This is a genomic window from Porphyrobacter sp. GA68, from assembly GCF_022605525.1.
Lineage (GTDB): Bacteria > Pseudomonadota > Alphaproteobacteria > Sphingomonadales > Sphingomonadaceae > Qipengyuania_B.
On sequence record NZ_JAKQYJ010000001.1, the window covers coordinates 1,442,274 to 1,465,186 of the forward strand.

The following is a 22,913-nucleotide window of genomic DNA, read 5'->3' on the forward strand; positions in this document are numbered from 1 at the left end:
CCAGAACATGCTCGACTTTCCGACCTGGAAGCGGATCTGGCTGTGGGCGATTACGCTCGTGGCTGTCGCGGCGGCGATCCCGTCGCTCTACTCCCTGACCAGTCAAACCTGGCCCGCTGCCCTTCCTAATCCAACTGTCAATCTCGGCCTCGATCTCGCCGGCGGCAGCCACATCCTGCTTGAAGCGACTCCGGCACAGGTCGCGGCGCAGCGGCTGGAAAACATGGAAGAGACGGTCCGCACGCTCGCCCGGCAGGCCGAACCGCGTGTCCGGGTCGGCGATCTCTCGACCCAGGATGGCCGCCTCAGCTTCATGGTCGGCAGCCCGGCGGACGTCGATCGCATGCGCGAAGCGTTGCTGCCGACGATCAACGGAACGGGCCTGACCCGCGAATGGAACCTGGAGGTCGTCGACCAGACACGTTTCGTCCTCACCCAGACGCCCGACGGCCTGAACAATGCGGTCAGCCAGGCGATGGACAGTGCGGTGGAAGTCGTGCGGCGCCGCATCGACGCCCTTGGCACGCGTGAGCCGACCATCATCCGGCAGGGGGACAGCCGCATCGTGGTGCAGGTGCCGGGGCTACAGGATCCGCAGGCGCTGAAGGATTTGCTGGGTCAGACGGCGCGCCTGGAATTCAAGCTGGTCGATCTCAATGCGGTGCCGTCGGACGTTGCGGCGGGTATCGCTCCTCCGGGCAGTGAAATCGTGCCTTATGCCGAAGGCTCTCCTTTTGCCGGTCAGTCGATCGCAGTACGGCGGCTGGGCGGCATTCGCGGCGACAATCTTGTCAACGCGACGCAGGGTTTCGAGCAGCAGACCAATCAGCCGGTGGTCAACATCCAGTTCGACCAGCAGGGCGCGGCCCGGTTCGCCCAACTGACGACGGAAAATGTCAACCGGCCGTTTGCCATCATCCTTGACGGCAAGGTGCTGTCGGCACCCAATATCAACGAACCTATCCAGGGCGGCAGTGCCCAGATTTCGGGCGGCTTCACGGTTGATGCGGCGAACCAGCTGGCCATTTCGCTGCGATCCGGCGCTCTGCCCGTCGATCTGGCGGTGGTGGAAGAGCGCACCGTTGGGCCTGATCTCGGGGCCGATTCCATCAGGCGCGGCATCCTTGCAATGGCGATCGGATCGGTCGCGGTGATTGTCCTGATGATCGCCACCTATGGCCGGTTCGGCGTCTATGCGACGGTTGCCCTGGTGTTCAACGTGCTGATGATCCTTGGCATCATGGCGGTGATGAATACCACGCTTACGCTGCCGGGCATCGCCGGGTTCGTGCTGACCATCGGTGCTGCGGTCGACGCCAACGTGCTCATCAACGAGCGCATCCGGGAAGAGCGAAAACGCGGTCGCCGGGTCGTTGCAGCCGTGGAAAACGGCTACAAGGAGGCGAGCCGCGCTATCTACGACGCGAACGTGACCAACTTCATCGCCGGCGTTCTCCTGTTCCTGTTCGGGTCGGGGCCGATCCGCGGATTTGCCGTGGTGCTGATCATCGGGCTGTTCACCAGCGTCTTTACCGCCGTTGTGCTCACCCGGATGTGGGTGGCCGCCTGGCTGCGCAAGACCCGTCCTGCCGACATCAATATCTGACGAGGAATAGCGATGCGCCTGCTCAAGCTCGTCCCCGACGACACCAACATCAAGTTCCTGCGGTGGCGGGTGCCGTTCTTTACGGTCAGCATTCTGCTGATGATCGCCAGCTGGGCTCTGGTGGCGATGAACGGTCTCAACTACGGCGTCGATTTTGCCGGCGGACAGGAAATCCGGGTCACTCTGGTCGGCGAGACGGAAGCTCCGGTGGCGGAACTGCGGGAAACGGTTGGCGCTCTTCCGGAGGTTGGCGACCCGGTAATCCAGCGGTTCGGCGCACCCAATCAGGTGTCGATCCGCGTCGGATTGCCGCCCGAAGCCGAGGGAGACGATGCGTTCGCCGAGCGAATGACGGAATCGATTGTCACCGCCCTGCGTGCCGATCACCCCAACATCCGTATCGACGGAGTGGACTCCGTGTCAGGAAAGGTTTCCGGCGAATTCCGCAACCAGGCGATCTACGCCCTTCTCGCGGCGATGCTGGCGGTTGCGATCTATATCTGGGTGCGTTTCGAATGGCAGTTCGGAGTGGGCGCGCTGTTCGCACTGGTCCATGACGTGTCGTTGACCCTGGGCATGTTCGCGCTGTTCCAGCTTGAGTTCTCCCTGCAGATCATCGCGGCCATCCTTGCAATCATCGGATACTCGCTGAACGACACGATCGTCGTGTACGACCGCGTGCGGGAAAACCTGAAGAAATACCGCAAGATGCCGCTTCCCGAATTGCTCGACCTGTCGGTGAACGAAACCCTGGCGCGGACGGTGATGACTTCGCTGACCCTGCTGATCGCGCTGCTGCCGCTGGTCCTGTTCGGACCGGACAGCCTGTTTGGCATGACGCTCGCCATCTTCGTCGGCATCTTCGTCGGCACCTACAGTTCGGTGTATCAGGCCGGCCCCATCCTGTTGTGGACCGGCGTGCGGTCCGACAGCTTCATCCCCAAGGAGTCCGCTGCGGACCGGCAGGAGCGGGTCGCGCGCGGCGAGGGTTGACGCCGGCTGGGCCAAACGGCGGCACGGTTGTGCCGCTGACCGGCTGCGGAACTTGCCATCCTTGCAGGGACCAGTGGCTCACCCTCCTCGAGGCCCAAACAGGATGAGCGCGGCACCCACCAAGCTGACGCCGGCGCCGATCACATCCCAACGATCGGGTACAAAGCCCTCGACGACCCACAGCCAGCCCAGCGCCGCCACTATGTAGACTCCGCCGTAGGCCGCGTAGGTGCGCCCGGCGTGTTCCGCATCGACAAGGGTGAGCAGATAGGCAAACAGGCACAGGCTGGCGATGCCGGGCAGAACCCACCACGCGGACTTGTCGAGACGCAGCCAGGTCCAGAAAGCGAAGCAGCCGGCGATCTCTGCCAGGGCGGCACCGATGTAAGCCAAAGCGGTCATTGGCCCAGCCTTTATACGCGTCGCCGGCGGCTACAATTACATGCCCCCGGGGTGATGTTCCACGCCGTCACAAGCGCCGAACCAGCATTTCGGCGACTCCGATCCATGCTGGGTCGTCGACAACCACCTGCTTTTCGCCATATCCCGCTGGAAGGATGCCGACCCGCTTGCCCTGCCGGTCGACCAGCCGACCAAAGGCGAACCGGCCACCGCGTCGCGGGACCAGTACGTCCCGGTTGATCGCGCGGGCCGCCGCTGACGGCTCCAGCTGGCGCAGCCACACGTGGTCGCCTGGCCGGTATTCGCCAACCGCGCCTTCTACCTTCAGCACCACCAGTGACCCTTCGCCGCCTAGGTCGGTCGCAGAAAGCGCATCGCGCGGTTCAGCCAGCGCCTCTGCCCCGGCGCTGGTCAGCCTGGCGATGATCTGCGCAGGGCTTGCCGCCTCGGAACGCATCAGCGCTTCGGGTTCAACCCGCAACGCGCGGGCGATCTTCTCCATCCAGCGGAGCGACAGGTTGCGCGTTCCTGTTTCCAGCCGCCCGATGGTTTGGGCGGTGGTTGGCGGATCGCAGGCTTCCGCCACGTCCGCCAATGTCATGCCGCGATCCTTTCGGATCATCCGAATGCGATTAGGCATCTTCATCACCTCTAACCCATCTGGTTACTGCTTTCCTACACCGAGCGGTATTTGGCAAGCAGGAACCGGTTAGATGTAACCGAAAAGGAACAGTCATGCGCCAACAGATAATCCACCGCAGAATTAACCCCGCCGCCTTGGGCCCGCGCCGTGAAAGCGGCAGGCAAAAGGGGCGGACCGTCGCCGTGAACGTGGCCGAGTCACCCCTCAGCTGGCTGCATGCGCGCGGCCACCTCAACGACCGGCTATATGCCGCCGGAGAGCAGCTGCGGGCCGACTGGGAGCGCGCGCAGCTCAGCCCGTCGGTTACGATGCGCTGGGATCCGGTGCGGATAAAGGGCGGCCCTGACGCAGGATTGTCTCCGACGGAGCGGCAGATGGCTGCGAAAGAGCGGTTCGACGGCGCCCTGGCTGCGGCGGGCAACGGGCTGTCGGATATCCTGTGGCGCGTGGTCTGCGCGGGCGAGGGGCTGCCGGACGCGGAACGTGCCCTGGAATGGCCGGCGCGCAGCGGCAAGCTGGTACTCCGCCTGGCGCTGGACCGGGTCGCGGATTTCTACCGGGTGCCGGGCTGATGAGTGTCCTCTGGACAGTGTAACACGCGGTCCATGTCTCAGTTGATCCAGGCGGCGACGGCTTGCCGCAACGCCGGCGGCACCTCCGCCGCAAACCACGGATTGGCTCGCATGAACAGAGTGGATCGCCAGGATGGGTGGGGCAGCGGGAATAGGGGAGCGAATGCCGCGTGGCACCGTACGCGCTGCGCCAGGGTCCACCCCTTCGTTTGCGGCAGATAGCGGGCTTGCGCATAGGTGCCCACAAGCAGTGTCAGCCGTTCGGAAGGCAGGGTGGAGAGCACCCGGTCATGCCACAGGGCCGCGCATTCCCGGCGCGGCGGGAGGTCACCGCTGGTGCCTTTGCCGGGGTAGCAGAAGCCCATCGGCACGATCGCGACCAGGGCGGGGTCGTGCAGCTGTTGCAGCGAAAGGCCAGTCCATTCGCGCAGCCTCAGCCCGCTGCGATCATCCCATGGGACGCCGCTGGCATGAACCCTTGATCCCGGCGCCTGACCGATGATGAGGATGCGGGAGGTGGCGGAGACCTGGATCACGGGGCGAGGGCCGTGCGGCAGATGTGCAGCGCAGGCGGTGCAGCCGCGCACCTCCTGCGCCAGAGCGGCGATCGTCACGCGCCGACCGTCGCCTCGACCTGTTCGGCGAGCAGCAGCCAGCGTTCCTCGGCTGCATCCTTCTCCGCCCGGGCGTTGGCAATACCCTGACTGATGTTGGCGAACTTCTGCGGATCGGCAGTGTAGAGATCGGGGTCGGCCAGGATCGCCTCCCCCCGCTGGATCGCCGCCTCCAGTTCCTCGATTCGGGCGGGCAGCAGGTCGTAATCGCGCTGGTCCTTGTACGACAGCTTACGCGGCCCATCGCGCTGACGTGCGGGCGCAGGTGCCGCGGTCGCGGGCTCTCCGGCATCCGGCTCGCGTCTGGTTCCTCGGGCCTGCTGCGCGGATGAGGAGCCGCGTTTTGCCAGCCAGTCTTCATAGCCACCGGCAACCACGTCCACCTTTCCGGTTCCATCCAGCCCCAGCGTGAGCGTTACCGTGCGGTCGAGGAAGTCGCGGTCATGGCTGACGATCAGCACGGTGCCATCGTAATCGGCGATCACTTCCTGCAGCAGGTCAAGCGTTTCCAGATCGAGGTCGTTCGTCGGCTCGTCCAGCACCAGGAGGTTCGACACCCGCGCGAACTCACGCGCCAGCAGCAGGCGGCTGCGTTCGCCGCCCGACAGGATGCCGACCTTCGTGTCGACCAAGGCGGGATCGAACAGGAAGTCTTTCAGATAAGCCTGCACATGTTTGCGATTGCCCCGCACATCCAGCCAGTCACCGCCTTCGGCCAGCACGTCGCGAACCGTCTTGTCGGGCGATAGCAGTCGCCGCTGCTGGTCGATCATCACGCCCGACAGTGTCTTTGCGAGCTTCACGGTGCCGCTGTCCGGCTGCAGCTCTCCGGTCAGCATCTTCAGGAGGGTCGTCTTGCCCGCACCGTTGGCGCCCACAATGCCGATCCGGTCGCCACGCTGGATGCGCACGGAAAACGGCTTGATGATGGTGCGGCCGGCATAGCTCTTGCTGATACCCTCCGCCACGATCACCGACTTGGAACGGAAATCCTCGTCATTCGCCAGCTTGAGCTTGGCCGTGCCCGCCGCAGATCCGGCGATCATCGCTGCACGCGCGGCGCGCATCTGCCACAGCTTTTCCAGGCGGCCCTGATTGCGTTTGCGTCGGGCGGTGACGCCGCGCTCAAGCCAGTGCGCTTCCAGCTTGAGCCGCGCGTCCAGCCGTTCGGCGGCGCGGGCTTCTTCGGCATAGACCTGTTCTTCCCACGCCTCGTAGCCTCCGAAGCCGACTTCCTTGCGCCGCAAACGGCCCCGGTCCAGCCACAGGGTCGCGCTGGTCAGCCGTTTCAGGAAAGTCCGGTCGTGACTGATGACCAGAAACGCCCCGGTGTAGCGCGACAGCCAGTCCTCCAGCCATTCAATAGCAGCGAGGTCGAGGTGATTGGTCGGCTCGTCCATCAGCAGAAGATCGGGCGCCTGGGCCAGCGCCCGGGCAATCGCTGCCCGCCGCCGCTCGCCCCCGCTGGCGCCCTTTGTTGCAGTGGTCATGGCAATACCAAGCTGCCCCGCGATCGCTTCCACTTCGTGCTCTGCGGGCGGGTGGGGCCCGGACCGGGCAAAATCCATCAACGTGGCAAAGGGTGTCAGGTCCGGTTCCTGTTCAAGCAGGACGATCCGGGTGCCGGGCTTGACCTTGCGGAGGCCCCGGTCGGCCTCGATCTGCTCATCGATGAGCTTGAACAGGGTGGTCTTGCCCGCGCCGTTGCGGCCGATGAGCGCGAGACGATCCCGCGGGCCGATGTGGAGGTCAAGTCCTTCGAACAGCCACCGGCCGCCCTGCTGCAGGCCGAGGTTCTCCCAGGACAAAATTGGTGGTTGCGCCATGCCGGGCAGGTAAGTCATGGTGGCCGACGGGGCAACCTTGGTTCACCGGCCGCTAAGCAGCTTGGCGGCATGGACCAAGGATCAACAGCGGAGTTCATCCATGATCAAGAAAACTGCATACAGTGCGGCGCTTGCCGCTGCGATGACTTTGTGCGCGGGGGCTGCTGCGGCGGCGGACGTGAAGCTCGTCGCGCAGAACCCGCTGGTTGAACTGAGTGTTTTTGAAGAGGTTGAGGCAAAGCCGGACACCGTCACGATTGGCGCGGGGGTCGTGACCGACGCGCCGACCGCGGTGGAGGCGCTGCGGCAGAATTCGGCAGCGATGCAGCGGGTGATCGACCGGATCAAGGCCGCCGGTGTGGCGGAGCGCGACATCCAGACCACGGGCCTCAACCTCAGCGCGCGGTACGACTACGACAATCAGCAGCGCCGGCAGATCTTCCTGGGTTATCAGGCGCGCAACACCGTCTCGGTCAAGTTCCGCGACGTACAGCGTGCCGGACCCATTCTGGACGCTCTGGTTGCGGCAGGGGCGAACGATGTGAACGGCCCGTCGTTCTCAATCGAAAATGACGAGCAGTACAAGGCGACCGCACGCCGCAACGCCTTGCAGAAGGCGCAGCGGCAGGCTGAGGAATATGCGCGGGCAGCCGGCTATACCGGCGTAAGGCTGCTGTTGGTGAACGAGGCGCTGCACGGCCGAGCACGGGCGGAGAGCGGCGCCATAATGGTTACTGCGGCGCGGATGGATGCGGCCGCGCCGCCGGTTGAACCGGGGGTGATAGGCACCGGGGTGCAGATCAACGTAACATACGAGATGGTGCGGTAACCCGCGGTTTATTCACAGCCTATTCAAAGCCGGGTCTGCAATACCGCCGCGTCATGAAGATCAAAACACTAGCCTTCCTAACGCTGCTCGTGACAGCCACGGCCGCTCCTGCGGTTGCGGAAACGCAGCCGCAGCGGTTGAACGAGCAGGGCGAGGCCCGGCGCGAGTCGCAGGCCGGCAACATCATGAAGTCTCGCGAGATCGAGGCGCGGGTGCTGCCGACCATGCGGGATCACAAGTACCTCGGCTTCGAATACGATCCGCAGGCGATGGCCTATCGGCTGAAGTTCATCCGCGACGGGCGGGTCAGTTTCGTCGATGTCGACGCACGGACGGGACGTGTCCTGCGCCGCTCCAACTGAAACCTTCGTTCATGTTGACGCATTGACCCTCGTGCGACACATCGCTGGCTTGAACAGCGCAACATGAACACACAGGAAGGGGCGGGCAAACCATGCGCATACTGATCGTCGAGGATGAGCCGACGCTTGGCAATCAGCTCAAGACGACGCTGGAACAGACGGGCTATGCCGTAGACCTGTCCACCGACGGAGAAGATGGGCATTTCCTCGGCTCCACGGAAGAATACGACGCAGTCATCCTTGATCTGGGCCTGCCGGAAATCGACGGGCTTACGGTTCTGGGCATGTGGCGCAGGGAAGGGCGCAAATTCCCCGTGCTGGTGCTTACGGCCCGCGACAGCTGGTCGGACAAGGTCGCCGGTCTTGACGCCGGCGCCGACGACTATCTCGCCAAGCCGTTCCAGACAGAGGAACTGATCGCCAGACTGCGGGCGCTGATCCGCCGCGCATCGGGCAACACGTCGGCTGAACTGATCGCTGGCGATGTCCGCCTGGACACCCGGTCCGGCCGGGTGACCTTGCAAGGTGAGCCGGTGAAGCTGACTGCGCAGGAATACAAGCTGCTATCCTACCTCATGCACCACAAGGGCAAGGTGGTCAGCCGAACCGAACTGATAGAGCACATCTACGATCAGGATTTCGACCGCGACTCCAACACCATAGAAGTGTTCGTCACCCGCATCCGCAAGAAGCTAGGTGCGGATGTGATTTCCACCATTCGCGGCCTTGGTTACAGCCTTGATGACCCTGCGGAGCCGCGCCGCGCATGAGCGAAGCGCGCCGCCGTGAGGTTCGGCGGCAGGGTACTCACCGAAGATGACCGAGCAAAGTCCGTCCATCAGCGTCACCCCGGCGCCAGGAAAGCGGAGCCTGGCCTATCGCATGATGGTCATTTCCGCTGCGTGGATCAGCGTGCTGCTGCTGGGCGGCGGGTTCGCGCTCAATCGGACGATCACGAACCTGATCGAAAGCAATTTCGACAGCCAGCTCGAATATATCATGACCGCCATGATCGCTTCGGCAGAGCTGTTTCCCGACGGCGAAGTGTACTTCAACCGTGCGTTGGGGGATCAACGCTTCCTCGAGCCGAATTCGGGTCTGTACTGGCAAATCAGCGGTGCAGGGTATGACACCTACCCGTCTCGCAGTCTGTGGGACCGCACGCTGCGGGGTGAATCGACGTTGTCGGACGAGGCGCTGCACATCTACGACAGCAATCAGTTTCCCGGAGAGCCGCTGCGGGTGGCGGAGCGCACCATCGTTCTGCCAGACAGCGACACCAAGTGGGAATTCCTGGTCGCGCAAAGGCGCACAGAACTCGATCAGCAGATCGCCGAGATCAGGCTGATCCTCATCTGGAGCTTCGCCGCACTGGGTCTGGGGCTGTTCATCATGGCGATGCTGCAGAACTATTACGGTCTGCGCCCTTTGCGCCGGGTTCGGGCGGCGATCCAGAACCTGCGCACCACCGGCGCGAACCGCATCGTTGAACCCCTGCCGCTGGAGGTGCAACCGCTGGTGGAGGAACTGAACGCCCTCCTTTCCCATGCCGAACGGCAAGCGGAGGAGGCGCGAACCCACGCCGGTAACCTCGCCCATGCGCTCAAGACGCCGCTTACCGTCATCAACAACGCCGCAACTGCCAGAGCGCCCGATCTCGCCACCACAGTGGTTCGGGAGGCGCGCACCATGCGCCGTCATGTCGACCACCATCTTGCCCGCGCCCGCGCCGTGGGCCGCCGCGCTGTCGGCCATGCCCGAACCCCGGTGCGTGACAGCGCGGAAGCTGTGCGCCGCGCTGTCGAGCGGCTTTATCCGGAAGTCCGTTTTGACATCGCTGGCGGGCGCGATGCCCATGTTGCCATCGAACGGCAGGATCTTGACGAGATACTCGGCAACCTGATCGAAAACGCGGCCAAGTATGGCGGGGGCAGTGTGTTCGTCACGATCGATGCCGAGCGGGAGGACGATCCGGCAAACAGCGCGCGGTTCTGCGTGATATGGGTAGAGGACGATGGGCGCGGCATCCCGGTGGATCAGCGGGAAAAGCTGTTCGACCGCGGAGCAAGGCTGGACACCGACAAGCCGGGAACGGGTCTCGGTCTTGCCATCGTGCGCGATGTGGCGGAAATTTACGGCGGCAACGTCACGCTCGGTGAAAGCGAGGATCTGGGCGGACTGCTCGTCCGGCTCACCCTGCCGCGTTCAGGCCGCGCTGCGGCCGATGAATGAAGCGGGAGCGTGATGCAGCCCGCTTCATTAGCAACGTCTAAAGGTCAGGGGCTGACGGCGGTATCGTCGTCGTTGCCAGTGGTGGCGAAGATTGCCACCGCGATTGCGGCGAGGGCGAAAGCCACGGCAGCCGTGGAAGCCTCGATGCCGTTTTCCCCGACCACCGGAGCGCTGTCGCGCGAAACCTGGGCCACGATGGGCGTTGCGACCAGTCCGGCAGCAGCCAGACCCAAAATGAACTTACGCAAGATGTTATACTCCCTGTGCCAACAAGCCGCTCTTCCAGCAGCAGGCGAGCAAAAGTAATCGCATCCCCCATCAAGAGCAACAGCCAAGGAGACGGGATGGCGGTTTGCTGCGGGGCGGCGCAGTTTTGCCACAGTGGCTTTCCGCTTCGCGGCTTGCCTCCGGCTCCGATAGGCCCCATGTGCGACCCGAATAATGACCGCGCAGATCCTCCCCCTGACGGCCCGGCAGCCGAGCCTCGAACCGATGCTGTCGCTGATCGCCTCCGACATGAACGCGGTGAACACCGTGATCCTGGACCGGATGGAAAGCCAGATCCCCCTGATCCCCCGCCTCGCCGGGCATCTGATCGCAGGCGGGGGCAAGCGGCTTCGCCCGATGCTGACGCTGGCGGGGGCGGCGCTGGTCGGCTATTCCGGAACGCGACAGCACCGGCTCGCCGCGGCGGTCGAGTTCATCCATACCGCAACGCTGCTCCACGACGACGTCGTGGATGGGTCGGAATTGCGGCGCGGCAAGGCGGCGGCAAACATTATCTTTGGCAACCCCGCAACCGTTCTGGTCGGTGACTTCCTGTTCTCCCGCGCGTTTGAACTGATGGTGGAGGATGGCAGTTTGCGCGTCCTCAAGATCCTGTCCAATGCCAGCGCCGTGATCGCCGAAGGCGAGGTCGATCAGCTGACTGCGCAGCGGCAGGTCGAAACGAGTGAAGAGCGCTACCTTTCGATCATCGGGTCAAAGACGGCCGCGCTGTTTGCCGCCGCCAGCCGCATCGCTGCCGTAGTCGCCGAATGCGAGGAACGGTTCGAGCAGGCGCTGGATGATTACGGCCGTAACCTTGGTGTCGCATTCCAGCTGATTGACGATGCGCTCGATTACGACGCCAAGGCGGCGGATATGGGGAAGGAGCAAGGGGACGATTTCCGCGAAGGAAAGATGACCCTGCCGGTGATCCTTGCCTACGCCCGCGGGTCGGAGGAGGAGCGCAGCTTCTGGCGCAAGGCAGTGGCAGGGCACGCCAGCGACGCGTCTGATCTCGCCCGCGCAGTCCGCTTGGTGAACAGCACCGGCGCGCTGCAGGCAACCCGCGACCGGGCGCGCCACTTTGCCGAACGGGCGATTGATGCCTTGTCCGTGTTCCCGCCCAGCAAGGCGCGAGAAGCCATGACCGAAGCAGCGCAGTTCGCCGTGGCGCGGGGGTACTAAACCCCAGCCAGAGCCGTGCGGAGCCAGCCATGAGTGTTTCGCTACCGATCGACGCCGCACTGCCGGACTTGCTCGTGGCTCTGCGCGACGGCCGCAGCGCGGTGCTGATCGCGCCGCCGGGTGCCGGAAAGACGACTGCCGTGGCTCCCGCGCTGCTGGGACAGTCATGGTGCTCCGGCCAGATTCTTGTAACCAGTCCCCGCCGTGTCGCCGCGCGTGCCGCGGCCGAGCGCATGGCCGAAATGCTTGGCGAACAGGCAGGTGAAACTGTCGGCTATCTGACGCGCCTCGACAGCAAGCAGTCCGCCAAGACCCGCATTCTGGTGCTGAGCGAGGCCATCCTCGTGAATCGCCTCTGCGATGATCCTGAACTTGCCGGTGTATCCGCCCTCCTGTTCGACGAGGCGCATGAGCGGCACCTGGACTGCGACCTCGGTCTGGCGCTGGCGCTGGAAACGCAGGCCGTGCTGCGGCCCGACCTGCGCCTGCTGATCATGTCCGCGACGGTGGACGGGGAGAAGTTCGTCGGCCTGCTCGGCCAGGATGCCAAGGTTGTTGCGAGTGAAGGCAAGACATACCCGCTGGCGATCCGCTGGCTTGGCTCTTCTCCGGCCCAGCGCATCGAAGATGCCGCAACGCTGGCGGTGATGACTGCCTGGCGCGAACAGACCGGCGACATGCTCGTGTTCCTGCCGGGAGCAAGGGAGATCAGCCGCGTTCAGGAGCACCTGCACGCCCGCCTGCCCGGTACGCCGGTTCTTCCGCTGCACTCGCAGGTCGAACCGGCCGAGCAGCGGCGGGCCTTGCGCCGGGACGCGGATGGTCGCCGCCGCATCGTTCTTGCCACCAGCATCGCGGAAACATCCCTCACGCTCGACGGCGTGTCGGTCGTGGTGGACGGCGGGCTCGCCCGCCGTGCGGAGTTCGACCGGACCGCTGGAACTACCCATCTAACGACCGTCCGCGCCAGCCAGGCGGCCGCGACCCAGCGGGCAGGCCGCGCGGCGCGCCAAGGTCCGGGGGTCGTGTACCGCTTGTGGGAAGAGGCCGGACATGGGGGGCAACCCGCATACGATCCGCCCGAGATCCTGACTGCCGACCTGTCCCCGCTGTTGTTGTCGCTGGCCAACTGGGGCAGCGCCGATACGTCCGCGCTGCGCTGGCTCGACCCGCCGCCGGCATCAGCCGTCGCCGCCGCAGGTGAAAAGCTTGAGCAACTGGGTGCGCTGGATGAAAAGGGGCGATTGACGGAGCACGGCCGGCTGATGGGTGCGCTCCCTCTCGATCCCGAAGGCGCAGCGATGGTGTTGTTCGGTGCGCGGCATGGCGCGGCGAGGCCGGCGGCGCGCCTGGCGCTGCTGCTGCAGGAGCGAACGCTCTGCGGGCGGGATGTTGATCTGGGTCAGAGACTTGCGCGCCTTGAGACGGATTCATCCCCCAGGGCGAATGCAGCCCGTCGCCTGGCGGATGGCTGGGCCCGGCGGGCACAGGAGCTGGTCGGGACGGCGTCTGACCTGACGACCCGACCATCAGTCGGAGTACTGATGGCGGCCGCTCGACCGACCTTCATCTGTCAGCGGCGGGACACCTCCGGGGAGTACTGGCTGTCGGCGGGCGGGCGGGGGTTCCTGCTGGATCCGGCCGACCCGCTTGCCCGCAGCAGCTATCTCGTGGTTGGCGATGCACAGGGGCAGGCCAAGGCCGCTCGCATCACTTCGGCAGCGCCGCTGACCTTGGCCGAGTTGGAGGAATGGTGCCCGCATCGCATCCAGACCAGGTCCAGCGTGCAATGGGACGGACAGCGGATCGTGTGCATTCGCCAGCGGCGGCTTGGCGCCATGGTGCTGCAAAGCGGACCCGGCCCGGCGCCGGACGAGGCCGCCATAACCGACCTCCTCGCGCAAAAGGCATTGGAACAGCTCGATGAACTGCTGCCGCGGGACCTCGTCGCTCGCGCCGAGTACGCCGGCATCGACGCGCTGCGACGCGAACAGTTGAAGGCAACAGCGGCGAGTTGGCTCAACCCGCTTCTCACCGGTCGCAGAGACCTGCACATCCCTACGGCAAAGGTTGCAGCGGCGCTGCTCGGTCTGCTGAGATGGGACGATCGGCAGCGGCTGGACCGACTGGCGCCCGCTGAGTTCAGCACGCCCGCCGGGACGCGGCACTCCATCAATTACACGGGCGCGGATGCTCCGTCGGTGGACGTTCGGGTCCAGGCTCTGTTCGGCCTCGATGCCCATCCGCTCGTCGGAGCCGCACCGTTGCTGCTCAGGCTGACCAGTCCCGCTGGACGGCCTATCCAGGCAACCCGCGACTTGCCGCGTTTCTGGCGCGGTAGCTGGGCCGATGTTCGGCGCGAAATGAAGGGTCGCTACCCCAAGCACCGGTGGCCGGAGGAGCCTTGGCGCGAACAGGCAAGTCTTAAGACAAAGAACGCCTTTGCAGCCGGCAAAAGCTGACCTACATGGCGCGGGTTATGGCTGCACGCATCTATCAACGACCCAAGAATGCAATGTCGTCCGGCAAGGCCCGCCTGGACGAATGGATCCTTGAATTCGAGCAGTCGGAGGCGCGCCGTGCCGATCCCCTGATGGGCTGGACCGGCAGCGGCGATACCCAGGCGCAGGTCAGCCTGACGTTCGCAGACTGTGCCACGGCACAGGCTTATGCTCAAAAGCACGGTATCGACGCGCGGGTGATACCCACTCCGCCCAAGAAATTGAAGCTGCAGGCGTATGCTGACAATTTTCGCTGATTGATTCTGTCAGCAGGTGATGTCATATCGGAAGCGGGAGTCGGGTGGACGTTTGCGTCCGCCCACCGGGTCAGGTCCGGAAGGAAGCAGCCCAGGTGGATTGCGGCGGGTCGCCCGGCTCCTTTCCCTGCATGACAGAACACGCGATGCCCTCTACCCTGTCGGGCATGGGTGATTCCACCGACGATATGACACTGGATGGTGCTGAAGAGGCACAGCCTTCCGCTGAAGAGTTGGAAGCGGCGGGGCAGTCGGCTCTGTTCGGTTCACCGCCTGCGGAAGACCAGCGCCCTTCATCCGTGCAACCGTACCGCGTGCTCGCCCGCAAGTATCGGCCGCAGACTTTCAGCGAGCTGATCGGGCAGGAACCGATGGTTCGCACGCTGGCCAACGCCATCAAGCGCGACAGGCTGGCCCATGCCTTTCTGATGACGGGTGTACGCGGCGTGGGCAAGACCTCCACCGCTCGGCTTATCGCCAAGGCACTGAACTGCGTCGGGCCGGACGGGCAGGGCGGGCCGACCATCGATCCATGCGGGCAGTGTGAACCGTGCGTCGCCATCGCCGAGGGGCGGCACATTGACGTGATGGAAATGGACGCCGCCAGCCATACAGGCGTCGATGACGTGCGCGAAATTATCGAAGCTGTACGCTATGCCGCCGTATCGGCCCGCTACAAGATCTATATTATCGACGAAGTCCACATGCTGTCGCGCAATGCCTTCAATGCGCTGCTCAAGACACTTGAGGAACCGCCTGCGCATGTGAAGTTCCTGTTCGCTACCACCGAGGTGGACAAGCTGCCGGTGACGGTTCTGTCCCGCACGCAGCGCTTCGACCTGCGGCGCATCCCGCTCGAGCAGTTGCAGGAGCATTTCGGCTGGGTCTGCGCGCAAGAGGGAGTGCAGGCGGAGGACGAGGCGCTGCACATGATTGCGGCTGCCGCCGAGGGGTCGGTGCGCGATGGGCTGTCGATCCTGGACCAGGCGATTGCCCATGCCGACGCCGATGAAGAAGGCCGCATAACGGCGCCGCGCGTGCGGGATATGCTGGGCCTCGCCGACAAGGGTGCACAGCGACGCCTGTTCGCCAATCTGCTGGAGGGGCAGCAGCGCGAACTGCTGGCAGCGGTTGAAGAACAATACGCCCTTGGCGTGGAACCGCTGGCCTTGATACGGGGCCTGCTGGACCTGACCCATCGCGTCACTCTCGTGCAGGTAGCGGGCGAGGGACGCGGTGTTAGCGCGGAAGAGCGGGTACAGCTGGCCGAATGGGCGCAGCGGATGTCCCCCGGACAGCTTCACCGACTTTGGCAGCTGATGCTGAAGGGGTATGAGGAAGTGCGTAGCGCACCCGATCCCCTGGCGGCGGCCAAGATGGCGCTGCTGCGTACCCTGTTTGCCGCTGACATGCCGGACCCGGGCGATCTTCTGCGGCGCCTGGAGACCGCGCCGCGGGACCCGGCGCCGCAAGTCGCCGGCGGCGTGACGCCCTCCGCCAACGCTGAAACCGTCTCGCCCGCCGCGCTGACATGGCCGTCTCTGGTGAACGAGGTCGAAGAGGCTGGCGAGGTTCATGCCGCCAATGTGATGCGCCTGCAGGTGCGTGTCGTTGGGCTCGAACCTGGCGTGCTGACCTTTTCACGCGATGCTTGTTTTCGCGATCCGGTTGCTCCGCTGTTGAAGAGCGCTCTGGCCAAGGCGACCGGCACGCCCTGGCAGGTCGTGGAGGAGCCGGACGGCGGAAGCCCCTCGTTGGTTGAAGAGGCGCAGGCTGAGCGGCAGGCGGAGCAAGCGCGTTTGCGTCAGGACCCCCTGGTGAAGGCGGCGCTGGCCATTTTCCCGGATGCCGAGTTGATAGAGAACGAAGGCGCGGACATTCGCGCCATGCCATGGAGCCGTACAGCATGAAATCGATGGAAGAAATGCTCGCCGCCGCGCAGAAAGCGGCTGAAACCATTCAGGGCCAGATGGGCGAGATGCAAGCCAGGCTTGACTCGCTGGAGGTCGAAGGGTCGAGCGGCGGTGGGCTGGTCAAGGTTCGCGCAACTGCCCGTGGTCGCATCCTAGGGGTGCAGATTGACGAGTCGCTGCTGAAGCCGGAAGAAAAGCAGATCACGGAAGATCTTGTGACAGCGGCGTTCAACGATGCTCGGGACAAGGCGGATCGGCTGTCCAACGAAGAGATGCAAAAGATGCAGGGCGGCTTGGGCTTGCCTCCTGGCTTCAACCTGCCTGGCCTTGGATAATCGGCAATCGGCTGCAGGGTAATGCTGCCGGAGCTGTTGCAAGTCTCTCGCGTGGAACAACGATGTGCCTGACAGGGTTCAAGACCCCGTTAACGGCAAAAAGGCGTGACATTTTGCACACGGCACAAGTTCAGCAGGACGATTGGCAGGTTGGCGAAGATGCGTCCGCGGCCGCCAGTTGCAGTGAAAGCGGGTCGGTATGGAAACGGCCGGCAGGCGAGTGGGTCGCCCTGCTCAAACGCGTGTACAAGGAGACAACCGACGATCACCTGTCGATCGTCGCGGCAGGGGTCGCGTTTTACAGCCTTCTTGCCCTGTTTCCGGCCATTGCCGCGCTGATATCGCTGGCTGGCCTGGTATTCGATCCGCTGCAGATCCTGGAGCAAATGCAGCGTTGGGCAGCCAATCTGCCCGAAAGCGCCGCCGACATCATTCGCGGTCAGGGGGAAAGCCTCGCCCAGAGCGCGGGGTCGGCTCTCAGCTTCGCCTTCATCGGCGGTGTTATCCTCAGCCTCTACAGTGCGTCCAAGGGTGCCAAGACGTTGATGGAAGGGTTGAACGTCGCGTACGATGTCGACGAAACCCGCAATTTTCTCGCGCTGAATCTCCGGGCGTTCGCCTTGACCCTGATGTTGATCGTTGGCCTGATCCTGGTGGCGGGTCTGGGGATTGTTCTACCCTTCATCACCGACGCGCTTCGTCTTCCTGCGGGAGCCGACCTGCTGATCGGGCTGCTGCGCTGGGTGTTCCTTGCTGGCATCGTCATCGCAGGGCTGGCCGTTCTGTACCAGTACGGCCCGGCACGGGCGGATGTACCGTGGCGCTGGGTGACACCGGGCGCCGTGCTCGCAGTGGTGCTGCTCGTGACCAGCACCGCCCTCTTCGGCTTCTATGTCGGCAATTTCGGGAACTACAACGAAACCTACGGCACGCTGGGCGGTGTGGTCATTCTGCTGACCTGGCTGTGGCTGTCATCCTACATCATCCTGCTGGGGGCGGAGCTGAACTCGCAGATCGAGCGAGAGGATTGAACGCTCCTCGCGGCTGTGGACCGTCCTGCGGCCGTCGTCGGCCCAGGATTGCAAGGCTTTCGACACTGCCCATATGAGAGCTGACACAGCGACGTTCCCGTCGCGAGTAATCGGATCGCATCTATGGCCCTGACATTACCTCTTCTGTCCTTGCGCGACATCGTCGTCTTTCCGGGAATGACGGTGCCGATCTTTGTCGGACGCCCTCGTTCCGTCGCGGCACTGGAAGCTGCGATGGAAGCGGCGCGCGACGTTTTCCTGCTGACTCAGCTTGATCCTGGGTGCGATCAACCGGAGCAGGACGATTTGTATGAGGTAGGCACCATTGCTCAGGTCCTGCAACTCCTGAAGCTGCCGGACGGCACGGTGCGCGTGATGATCGAGGGGCGGCAGCGCGCCTCGTTGCTACGGCTCAGCGAAGCCGATGACGTTGTCTTCGCCGAGGTGGAACCGCGGGAGAATGCCACGGTCTCCGGCAGTCAGGTGACGGCGATGATGCGCCAGGTCGTCGAGCAGTTCGCGGAATATGCCAAGCTCAACAAGAAACTGGGCGACAGTGCCGGCGACGGGATAGCCGAGATTCACGACGCGGGCGAACTGGCCGACACTCTGGCAGGTCTTCTGACGGTGAAAGTGGCGGAAAAGCAGGCGCTGCTTACCGAAAATGACCCGTTGAAGCGGCTGGAAATGGTGCTCGGCTTCATGGACGGCGAATTGTCGGTTCTGCAGGTGGAGCGCAAGATCCGCGGCCGTGTCAAGCGGCAGATGGAAAAGACGCAGCGGGAATATTACCTCAATGAACAGCTGAAGGCGATCCAGAGCGAACTTGGCGGCAGCGATGGCGAAGGCGACGAGCTCGCGTTGCTGGCAGAGCAGATCGGCAAGACCAAGCTGTCGAAAGAGGCTCGCGACAAGGCCAACGCGGAACTCAAGAAGCTGCGCGCCATGCAGCCGATGAGCGCGGAAGCGACGGTCATCCGCAACTATCTGGATGTTCTGCTCGGTCTGCCTTGGGGCAAGAAGAGCAAGGTCAAGACTGACATCGTCGAGGCGCAGGCCATCCTGGATGCCGATCATTACGGCCTCGAAAAGGTTAAGGATCGTATCATCGAATATCTCGCAGTGCAGGCACGTACCCGCAAGCTGAAGGGGCCGATCCTGTGCCTGGTGGGACCGCCCGGCGTCGGGAAAACCAGTCTCGGCATGTCCATCGCGAAGGCGACTGGGCGCAAGTTCGTGCGCCAGTCGCTCGGCGGGGTACGCGACGAGGCCGAGATCAGGGGGCACCGGCGCACTTATATCGGTTCATTGCCGGGCAAGATCGTGACCAATCTGCGTAAGGCTGAGGCGAGCAATCCCCTGTTCCTGCTCGATGAGATCGACAAGCTGGGTCAGGATTTTCGCGGCGATCCGGCAAGCGCGCTGCTTGAAGTGCTGGACCCCGAACAGAATGGCAAGTTTCAGGACCATTATCTCGAAATCGATCTCGACCTCAGCGAGATCATGTTCGTGACGACTGCCAATTCTCTGAACCTGCCGCAGCCGCTGCTCGACCGTATGGAGATCATCCGGCTGGAAGGTTATACCGAGGACGAGAAGGTCGAAATAGCCAAGCGTCACCTGCTGCCCAAGCAGATCGAGATGCACGGGTTGAAGCAAGGCGAATTCGCGCTTGAGGATGACGCTCTGCGCGACCTCATCCGCTTCTACACGCGCGAAGCCGGGGTGCGCACGCTCGAGCGGGAGCTCGCGCGTCTTGTCCGCAAGAGCCTGCGACAAATACTGGAAGGAAAGGCGCAGGCGGTGGTCATCACGCCCGCGAACCTCAGCGACTTTGCCGGCGTCCGCAAATATCGCCATGGCCTGAGCGAACGGGAAGCCCAGGTCGGCGCCGTCACAGGGCTTGCCTGGACAGAGGTGGGGGGTGACCTGCTGACGATCGAGAGCGTCACTACGCCGGGCAAGGGTGAGATCAAGACCACCGGCAAGCTGGGTGAGGTGATGACCGAGAGCATTGCTGCTGCCTTCAGCTTCGTGAAGGCGCGTGCTCCCGCTTATGGCATCAAGCCTTCGCTGTTTCAGCGGCGCAATGTGCATATCCATTTGCCCGAAGGCGCAGTTCCAAAGGATGGACCAAGCGCAGGCATAGGCATGGTCACATCCATCGTGTCGACACTGACCGGTATTCCTGTCCGTCCGGAGGTTGCCATGACCGGCGAGGTAACGCTGCGCGGACGGGTGCTGCCGATCGGCGGTCTCAAGGAGAAGCTGCTCGCCGCACTGCGGGGTGGGATTGAAACGGTGCTGATCCCGGAAGAAAACGTGAAGGACCTGTCAGAACTGCCGGCGAATGTGACAGAAGGGTTGAAAATCGTTCCGGTGTCCCATGTGGACGAGGTACTGGGGTTGGCGCTGGTAGAGCGACCCCAATCAATCGATTGGAGCGAGGCGGACGATATTGCTAGCCAGCCACCAGGTCACTTGCCGCAAGCTCAGCCGACAGCGCATTAATCACTCTGACTGGACTGTTTGTCCCGTTTCAGGATAGCCTGTTCTAAGGTCCATCAGCTATTGAAGTTTTTGCTTTGACAGAGCAGCCATTCTGCGGCCAGTCTGCCGCCGCAATTTGGCCGGGATGGGCCGACAAGGATAGCAAGGGGGAAGTAGTGAACAAAAACGATCTGATTTCTGCTGTGGCTGAGACAAGCGGCCTGTCGCGCAGCGACGCGTCCAACGCCGTCGAAGGAGTGTTCGACGCGATCCAGAAGGCGCTGGTTAAGGGGGACGATGTGCGACTTGTCGGCTTCGGCACCTTCACGGTCGCCAAGCGCAAAGCATCCACCGGCCGCAATCCGCAAACCGGAGAGCCGATGGAGATCAAGGCTTCCAACCAGCCGAAATTCAAAGCCGGCAAGGGCCTAAAAGATTCTGTGAACTGATTTTCAGATTAACATCGCTGCCTGGACGGCAATGACGGCAAGTGCGGAGGCGCGGCACCTGCATACCTGGTGCCGCGCCTTGCTTTTTCAGTCGGCGCTGACGGATCGTGAGGCCACTTCGTACAGCGCAATGGCGGCGGCGTTCGATACGTTCAGGCTTTCCACCGCGTCGCTGATCGGTAGATAGGCAAGCGCATCGCAATGCGCCGCAACATTGTGCCGCAACCCTTCTCCTTCGGCACCCAGAACGATCGCCACGGGTCCGGCAGGCACGGCCTGAGCAAATGCCTGCGTGCCTTCCCCGGCGAGGCCGATGCGCCAGTAACCCCGTTCAGCCACTTCTTCCAGCGTACGGGCAAGGTTCACGACACGCACCCACGGTATGATCTCCATTGCGCCGGACGCAGACTTTGCCACAGTCCCGCTCTCGGGCGGGGCGTGCCGGTCCTGCGTGACGATGGCAGCTGCACCGAAGGCCGCGGCCGAACGCATGATGGCGCCAAGATTGTGTGGATCGGTGACCTGATCCAGCACCACGATCGGCCGTCCGTCTGCTTCTGAGAGGACGTCGCTGAGGTGCACGTCCTCCATCGCCGCGCAATCCAGCACCAGCCCCTGATGGGGCGCGTCGCCAGGGACAAGTCGCCCGAGATCCACAGCCTGTGCATGTTCAATGGGGAAGTCAGCAGGCAGATCGCCGTCCAGCGACGCCAGTCCTTCTGGCGTGGCCCACAGCTTGCGGTGCTGGCGTTCCGGGTTGCGCAGGGCGGCTTCAACCGCGTGCCGCCCCCACAGGCGCACTTGCCCCTTGCCGGCACGGCCGCTCCCGCGACCACCGCGCATCCGTCCCGCTCTCCCGCGCAACGCGCGCCTGTTTTCGGACATAGGTAATGTGGTTCCTCTGGCAATATTCGGGCCAGCCCTGCCAGCGGGGGCATTGACAGGCAAGCGCCGCTTCTTCAAATGGCGCCCTCCCGTGCCGCCCCGCTCTTGGCGGGCGCAGCATGGCGCGGGCTGGTGGTAGCTTGTGTTCCTTTCCGCGGAACGCAACCGCCGTCTGGACAGGTGGCCGAGTGGTTAAAGGCAGCAGACTGTAAATCTGCCCGCGCAAGCGTACGCTGGTTCGAATCCAGCCCTGTCCACCACCGCGCGTAAACGTCTCCGCCGCGGCAGGCCGCTTGTCGGCTGGCGGCGATTTGCTTAGGCAGCGACATGACTGACAATTTCAAGCAACCGGCGCATCGTCCGGTCATATCGGCGACCGGTCTCTACACGCCTCCGCACAGCATCAGCAACGAAGAGCTGGTCGACAGCTTCAACCGCTATGCGGCGCTTCACAACGAACACCATGCTGCGGACATCGCCAGCGGCGCAAGGCAGAAGCTGGAGGAGAGCTCCGTCAGCTTCATTGAGAAGGCCAGCGGCATCAAGGCGCGGCATGTTGTGGAAAAAGCATCCGTGCTTGATCCGGCAACGATGGAGCCGCGCCTGGCAGAGCGGCCTGATGACGAACTGTCGATCATGGCCGAGATTGGGGTGGCGGCTGCGCGCGACGCGCTGAACCGGGCGGGGCGGGCCGCAGCCGATGTCGATGCCGTCCTGTGCGCGGCATCGAATATGCAGCGACCCTATCCCGCAATGGCGATCGAGATACAGGCCGCGCTGGGGATCGACGGGTTCGCCTTCGACATGAATGTCGCCTGCTCATCCGCCACCTTCGGCATCCAGACGGCGGCGGATTACATCCGGTCGGGCAATGCGCGCAGCGTGCTGGTGGTCAGCCCGGAAATCACCAGCGGCCATCTGAACTGGCGCGACCGGGACAGCCACTTCATCTTCGGGGACGTGGCGACTGCCGTGCTGGTGGAGTCGTCGAAACTGGCTCCTGACGCGCATTGGGAGATCACCGGCACCCGGTTGAAGACCATCTTTTCCAACAACATCCGCAACAATTTCGGCTTCCTCAACCGCACCAGCCCCGACACTGCCGGGGCGCCGGACAAGCTCTTCGTCCAGCAGGGGCGCAAGGTGTTCAAGGAAGTGGTGCCGATCGTCGCCGACCTGGTTCTCGAGGAAGCTGACCGTCTGGGTGTGGATCCGGCTGGATTGCGCCGATTGTGGCTGCACCAGGCGAACGCGGGGATGAACCGCCTGATCGCGCAGCGGGTTCTCGGCCACGAAGCGAGTGAGGATGAAAGTCCCACCGTGCTCGACACCTACGGCAACACGTCCAGTGCGGGGTCGATCATCGCCTTTCACCTGCATTCGAACGACCTGCGGCACGGCGACCGCGGGCTGATCTGCAGCTTTGGCGCCGGATACTCGGTGGGCACGGTGTTCGTGCGCAAGGTCGCGGCCGGCGCAACGTCGTGAGGCTTTGGAGCCTTGCCGCGCCGTCCGCCACGC

General features: G+C 63.9%; 22 protein-coding genes, 1 tRNA gene and 1 other RNA gene. 18 read left to right on the forward strand and 6 right to left on the reverse strand.

The annotated features are described in order from the left end of the window. The first annotated feature begins 7 nt into the window (after positions 1-7). A complete protein-coding gene (gene secD / locus LHJ54_RS07260; RefSeq protein WP_228243229.1) occupies positions 8-1,606 on the forward strand; it encodes a protein translocase subunit SecD in 1,599 nt (532 codons plus the stop codon). A 12-nt stretch (positions 1,607-1,618) separates the two neighbouring features. Next, entirely contained in the window at positions 1,619-2,599 is a 981-nt protein-coding gene (secF, locus tag LHJ54_RS07265) for a protein translocase subunit SecF (RefSeq protein ID WP_228243230.1), read from the forward strand. A gap of 78 nt (positions 2,600-2,677) precedes the next feature. Here the strand turns inward: secF and LHJ54_RS07270 are convergent, their stop codons facing one another. After that, positions 2,678-3,001 carry a YnfA family protein gene (locus LHJ54_RS07270; protein WP_228243231.1) on the reverse strand — a complete coding sequence of 108 codons (324 nt, stop codon included), beginning with the start codon at positions 2,999-3,001 and terminating at the stop codon, positions 2,678-2,680. Between the two features lie 67 nt (positions 3,002-3,068). Beyond that, on the reverse strand, positions 3,069-3,641 hold the full coding sequence (locus LHJ54_RS07275) for a helix-turn-helix transcriptional regulator (protein ID WP_228243232.1): 573 nt from the start codon (positions 3,639-3,641) through the stop codon (positions 3,069-3,071). A 95-nt stretch (positions 3,642-3,736) separates the two neighbouring features. Between LHJ54_RS07275 and LHJ54_RS07280 the strand changes: the two genes are divergently transcribed. Then, positions 3,737-4,216, forward strand: coding sequence for a DUF6456 domain-containing protein (locus LHJ54_RS07280; RefSeq protein ID WP_228243233.1), 480 nt, complete (start codon positions 3,737-3,739; stop codon positions 4,214-4,216). Positions 4,217-4,254: 38 nt separating this feature from the next. Here the strand turns inward: LHJ54_RS07280 and LHJ54_RS07285 are convergent, their stop codons facing one another. Next, a complete protein-coding gene (locus tag LHJ54_RS07285; RefSeq protein WP_373457066.1) occupies positions 4,255-4,824 on the reverse strand; it encodes a uracil-DNA glycosylase family protein in 570 nt (189 codons plus the stop codon). Between the two features lie 2 nt (positions 4,825-4,826). Then, the gene (locus LHJ54_RS07290; protein ID WP_228243235.1) at positions 4,827-6,656 is read right to left on the reverse strand and encodes an ABC-F family ATP-binding cassette domain-containing protein; all 1,830 of its coding nucleotides are present in this window, start codon (positions 6,654-6,656) and stop codon (positions 4,827-4,829) included. A 100-nt stretch (positions 6,657-6,756) separates the two neighbouring features. Here LHJ54_RS07290 and LHJ54_RS07295 point away from each other — a divergent pair, with 100 nt between their 5' ends. From LHJ54_RS07295 to LHJ54_RS07310, 4 genes are all read left to right on the forward strand, one after another. Continuing rightward, a complete protein-coding gene (locus tag LHJ54_RS07295; RefSeq protein ID WP_228243236.1) occupies positions 6,757-7,485 on the forward strand; it encodes an SIMPL domain-containing protein in 729 nt (242 codons plus the stop codon). Between the two features lie 53 nt (positions 7,486-7,538). Beyond that, the gene (locus tag LHJ54_RS07300; protein ID WP_228243237.1) at positions 7,539-7,847 is read left to right on the forward strand and encodes a PepSY domain-containing protein; all 309 of its coding nucleotides are present in this window, start codon (positions 7,539-7,541) and stop codon (positions 7,845-7,847) included. Between the two features lie 92 nt (positions 7,848-7,939). Continuing rightward, positions 7,940-8,617, forward strand: a complete 678-nt coding sequence (locus LHJ54_RS07305) for a response regulator transcription factor (RefSeq protein ID WP_228243238.1) — start codon at positions 7,940-7,942, stop codon at positions 8,615-8,617. Positions 8,618-8,663: 46 nt separating this feature from the next. Beyond that, positions 8,664-10,079, forward strand: a complete 1,416-nt coding sequence (locus tag LHJ54_RS07310; RefSeq protein WP_228243239.1) for a HAMP domain-containing sensor histidine kinase — start codon at positions 8,664-8,666, stop codon at positions 10,077-10,079. A gap of 44 nt (positions 10,080-10,123) precedes the next feature. Here the strand turns inward: LHJ54_RS07310 and LHJ54_RS07315 are convergent, their stop codons facing one another. Continuing rightward, positions 10,124-10,327, reverse strand: a complete 204-nt coding sequence (locus LHJ54_RS07315) for a hypothetical protein (protein ID WP_228243240.1) — start codon at positions 10,325-10,327, stop codon at positions 10,124-10,126. 193 nt (positions 10,328-10,520) lie between these two features. Between LHJ54_RS07315 and LHJ54_RS07320 the strand changes: the two genes are divergently transcribed. From LHJ54_RS07320 to LHJ54_RS07360, 9 genes are all read left to right on the forward strand, one after another. Beyond that, the gene (locus LHJ54_RS07320) at positions 10,521-11,531 is read left to right on the forward strand and encodes a polyprenyl synthetase family protein (RefSeq protein ID WP_228243241.1); all 1,011 of its coding nucleotides are present in this window, start codon (positions 10,521-10,523) and stop codon (positions 11,529-11,531) included. A 29-nt stretch (positions 11,532-11,560) separates the two neighbouring features. Beyond that, positions 11,561-13,993, forward strand: coding sequence for an ATP-dependent helicase HrpB (gene hrpB / locus LHJ54_RS07325; protein WP_228243242.1), 2,433 nt, complete (start codon positions 11,561-11,563; stop codon positions 13,991-13,993). Positions 13,994-14,010: 17 nt separating this feature from the next. Further along, entirely contained in the window at positions 14,011-14,289 is a 279-nt protein-coding gene (locus tag LHJ54_RS07330) for an ETC complex I subunit (protein WP_228243243.1), read from the forward strand. Positions 14,290-14,322: 33 nt separating this feature from the next. Then, positions 14,323-14,417: signal recognition particle sRNA small type (ffs, locus tag LHJ54_RS07335), an RNA gene on the forward strand. A 39-nt stretch (positions 14,418-14,456) separates the two neighbouring features. Then, entirely contained in the window at positions 14,457-16,199 is a 1,743-nt protein-coding gene (locus LHJ54_RS07340) for a DNA polymerase III subunit gamma/tau (RefSeq protein WP_228244329.1), read from the forward strand. Further along, the gene (locus LHJ54_RS07345) at positions 16,196-16,537 is read left to right on the forward strand and encodes a YbaB/EbfC family nucleoid-associated protein (RefSeq protein WP_228243244.1); all 342 of its coding nucleotides are present in this window, start codon (positions 16,196-16,198) and stop codon (positions 16,535-16,537) included. Before LHJ54_RS07340 ends, LHJ54_RS07345 begins: the two co-directional genes overlap by 4 nt. A 113-nt stretch (positions 16,538-16,650) precedes the next feature. Then, positions 16,651-17,568, forward strand: coding sequence for a YihY/virulence factor BrkB family protein (locus tag LHJ54_RS07350; RefSeq protein WP_228243245.1), 918 nt, complete (start codon positions 16,651-16,653; stop codon positions 17,566-17,568). A gap of 123 nt (positions 17,569-17,691) precedes the next feature. Next, complete coding sequence (gene lon / locus LHJ54_RS07355) at positions 17,692-20,079, forward strand: endopeptidase La (RefSeq protein WP_228243246.1); 2,388 nt, start codon at positions 17,692-17,694, stop codon at positions 20,077-20,079. 155 nt (positions 20,080-20,234) lie between these two features. Beyond that, positions 20,235-20,507: an HU family DNA-binding protein gene (locus LHJ54_RS07360; RefSeq protein WP_228244330.1), complete on the forward strand. Its 273-nt coding sequence runs from the start codon at positions 20,235-20,237 to the stop codon at positions 20,505-20,507. 87 nt (positions 20,508-20,594) lie between these two features. On the opposite strand, the gene rlmB is transcribed toward LHJ54_RS07360, so the two are convergent. After that, positions 20,595-21,392 (reverse strand): 23S rRNA (guanosine(2251)-2'-O)-methyltransferase RlmB, encoded by a 798-nt coding sequence (gene rlmB / locus LHJ54_RS07365; RefSeq protein WP_228243247.1) that lies wholly within the window; start codon positions 21,390-21,392, stop codon positions 20,595-20,597. Positions 21,393-21,566: 174 nt separating this feature from the next. Here rlmB and LHJ54_RS07370 point away from each other — a divergent pair. Beyond that, positions 21,567-21,652 (forward strand) — tRNA-Tyr (locus tag LHJ54_RS07370). Positions 21,653-21,719: 67 nt separating this feature from the next. Then, on the forward strand, positions 21,720-22,880 hold the full coding sequence (locus LHJ54_RS07375; RefSeq protein WP_228243248.1) for a beta-ketoacyl-ACP synthase III: 1,161 nt from the start codon (positions 21,720-21,722) through the stop codon (positions 22,878-22,880). Positions 22,881-22,913 lie beyond the last annotated feature (33 nt).

Coding starts and splice junctions, on each gene's coding strand:
- secD (WP_228243229.1), top strand. CDS start 8: ATGCTCGACTTTCCGACCTGGAAGCGGATCTGGCTGTGGGCGATTACG.
- secF (WP_228243230.1), top strand. CDS start 1,619: ATGCGCCTGCTCAAGCTCGTCCCCGACGACACCAACATCAAGTTCCTG.
- LHJ54_RS07270 (WP_228243231.1), bottom strand. CDS start 3,001: ATGACCGCTTTGGCTTACATCGGTGCCGCCCTGGCAGAGATCGCCGGC.
- LHJ54_RS07275 (WP_228243232.1), bottom strand. CDS start 3,641: ATGCCTAATCGCATTCGGATGATCCGAAAGGATCGCGGCATGACATTG.
- LHJ54_RS07280 (WP_228243233.1), top strand. CDS start 3,737: ATGCGCCAACAGATAATCCACCGCAGAATTAACCCCGCCGCCTTGGGC.
- LHJ54_RS07290 (WP_228243235.1), bottom strand. CDS start 6,656: ATGGCGCAACCACCAATTTTGTCCTGGGAGAACCTCGGCCTGCAGCAG.
- LHJ54_RS07295 (WP_228243236.1), top strand. CDS start 6,757: ATGATCAAGAAAACTGCATACAGTGCGGCGCTTGCCGCTGCGATGACT.
- LHJ54_RS07300 (WP_228243237.1), top strand. CDS start 7,539: ATGAAGATCAAAACACTAGCCTTCCTAACGCTGCTCGTGACAGCCACG.
- LHJ54_RS07305 (WP_228243238.1), top strand. CDS start 7,940: ATGCGCATACTGATCGTCGAGGATGAGCCGACGCTTGGCAATCAGCTC.
- LHJ54_RS07310 (WP_228243239.1), top strand. CDS start 8,664: ATGACCGAGCAAAGTCCGTCCATCAGCGTCACCCCGGCGCCAGGAAAG.
- LHJ54_RS07320 (WP_228243241.1), top strand. CDS start 10,521: ATGACCGCGCAGATCCTCCCCCTGACGGCCCGGCAGCCGAGCCTCGAA.
- hrpB (WP_228243242.1), top strand. CDS start 11,561: ATGAGTGTTTCGCTACCGATCGACGCCGCACTGCCGGACTTGCTCGTG.
- LHJ54_RS07330 (WP_228243243.1), top strand. CDS start 14,011: ATGGCTGCACGCATCTATCAACGACCCAAGAATGCAATGTCGTCCGGC.
- LHJ54_RS07340 (WP_228244329.1), top strand. CDS start 14,457: ATGGGTGATTCCACCGACGATATGACACTGGATGGTGCTGAAGAGGCA.
- LHJ54_RS07345 (WP_228243244.1), top strand. CDS start 16,196: ATGAAATCGATGGAAGAAATGCTCGCCGCCGCGCAGAAAGCGGCTGAA.
- lon (WP_228243246.1), top strand. CDS start 17,692: ATGGCCCTGACATTACCTCTTCTGTCCTTGCGCGACATCGTCGTCTTT.
- rlmB (WP_228243247.1), bottom strand. CDS start 21,392: ATGTCCGAAAACAGGCGCGCGTTGCGCGGGAGAGCGGGACGGATGCGC.
- LHJ54_RS07375 (WP_228243248.1), top strand. CDS start 21,720: ATGACTGACAATTTCAAGCAACCGGCGCATCGTCCGGTCATATCGGCG.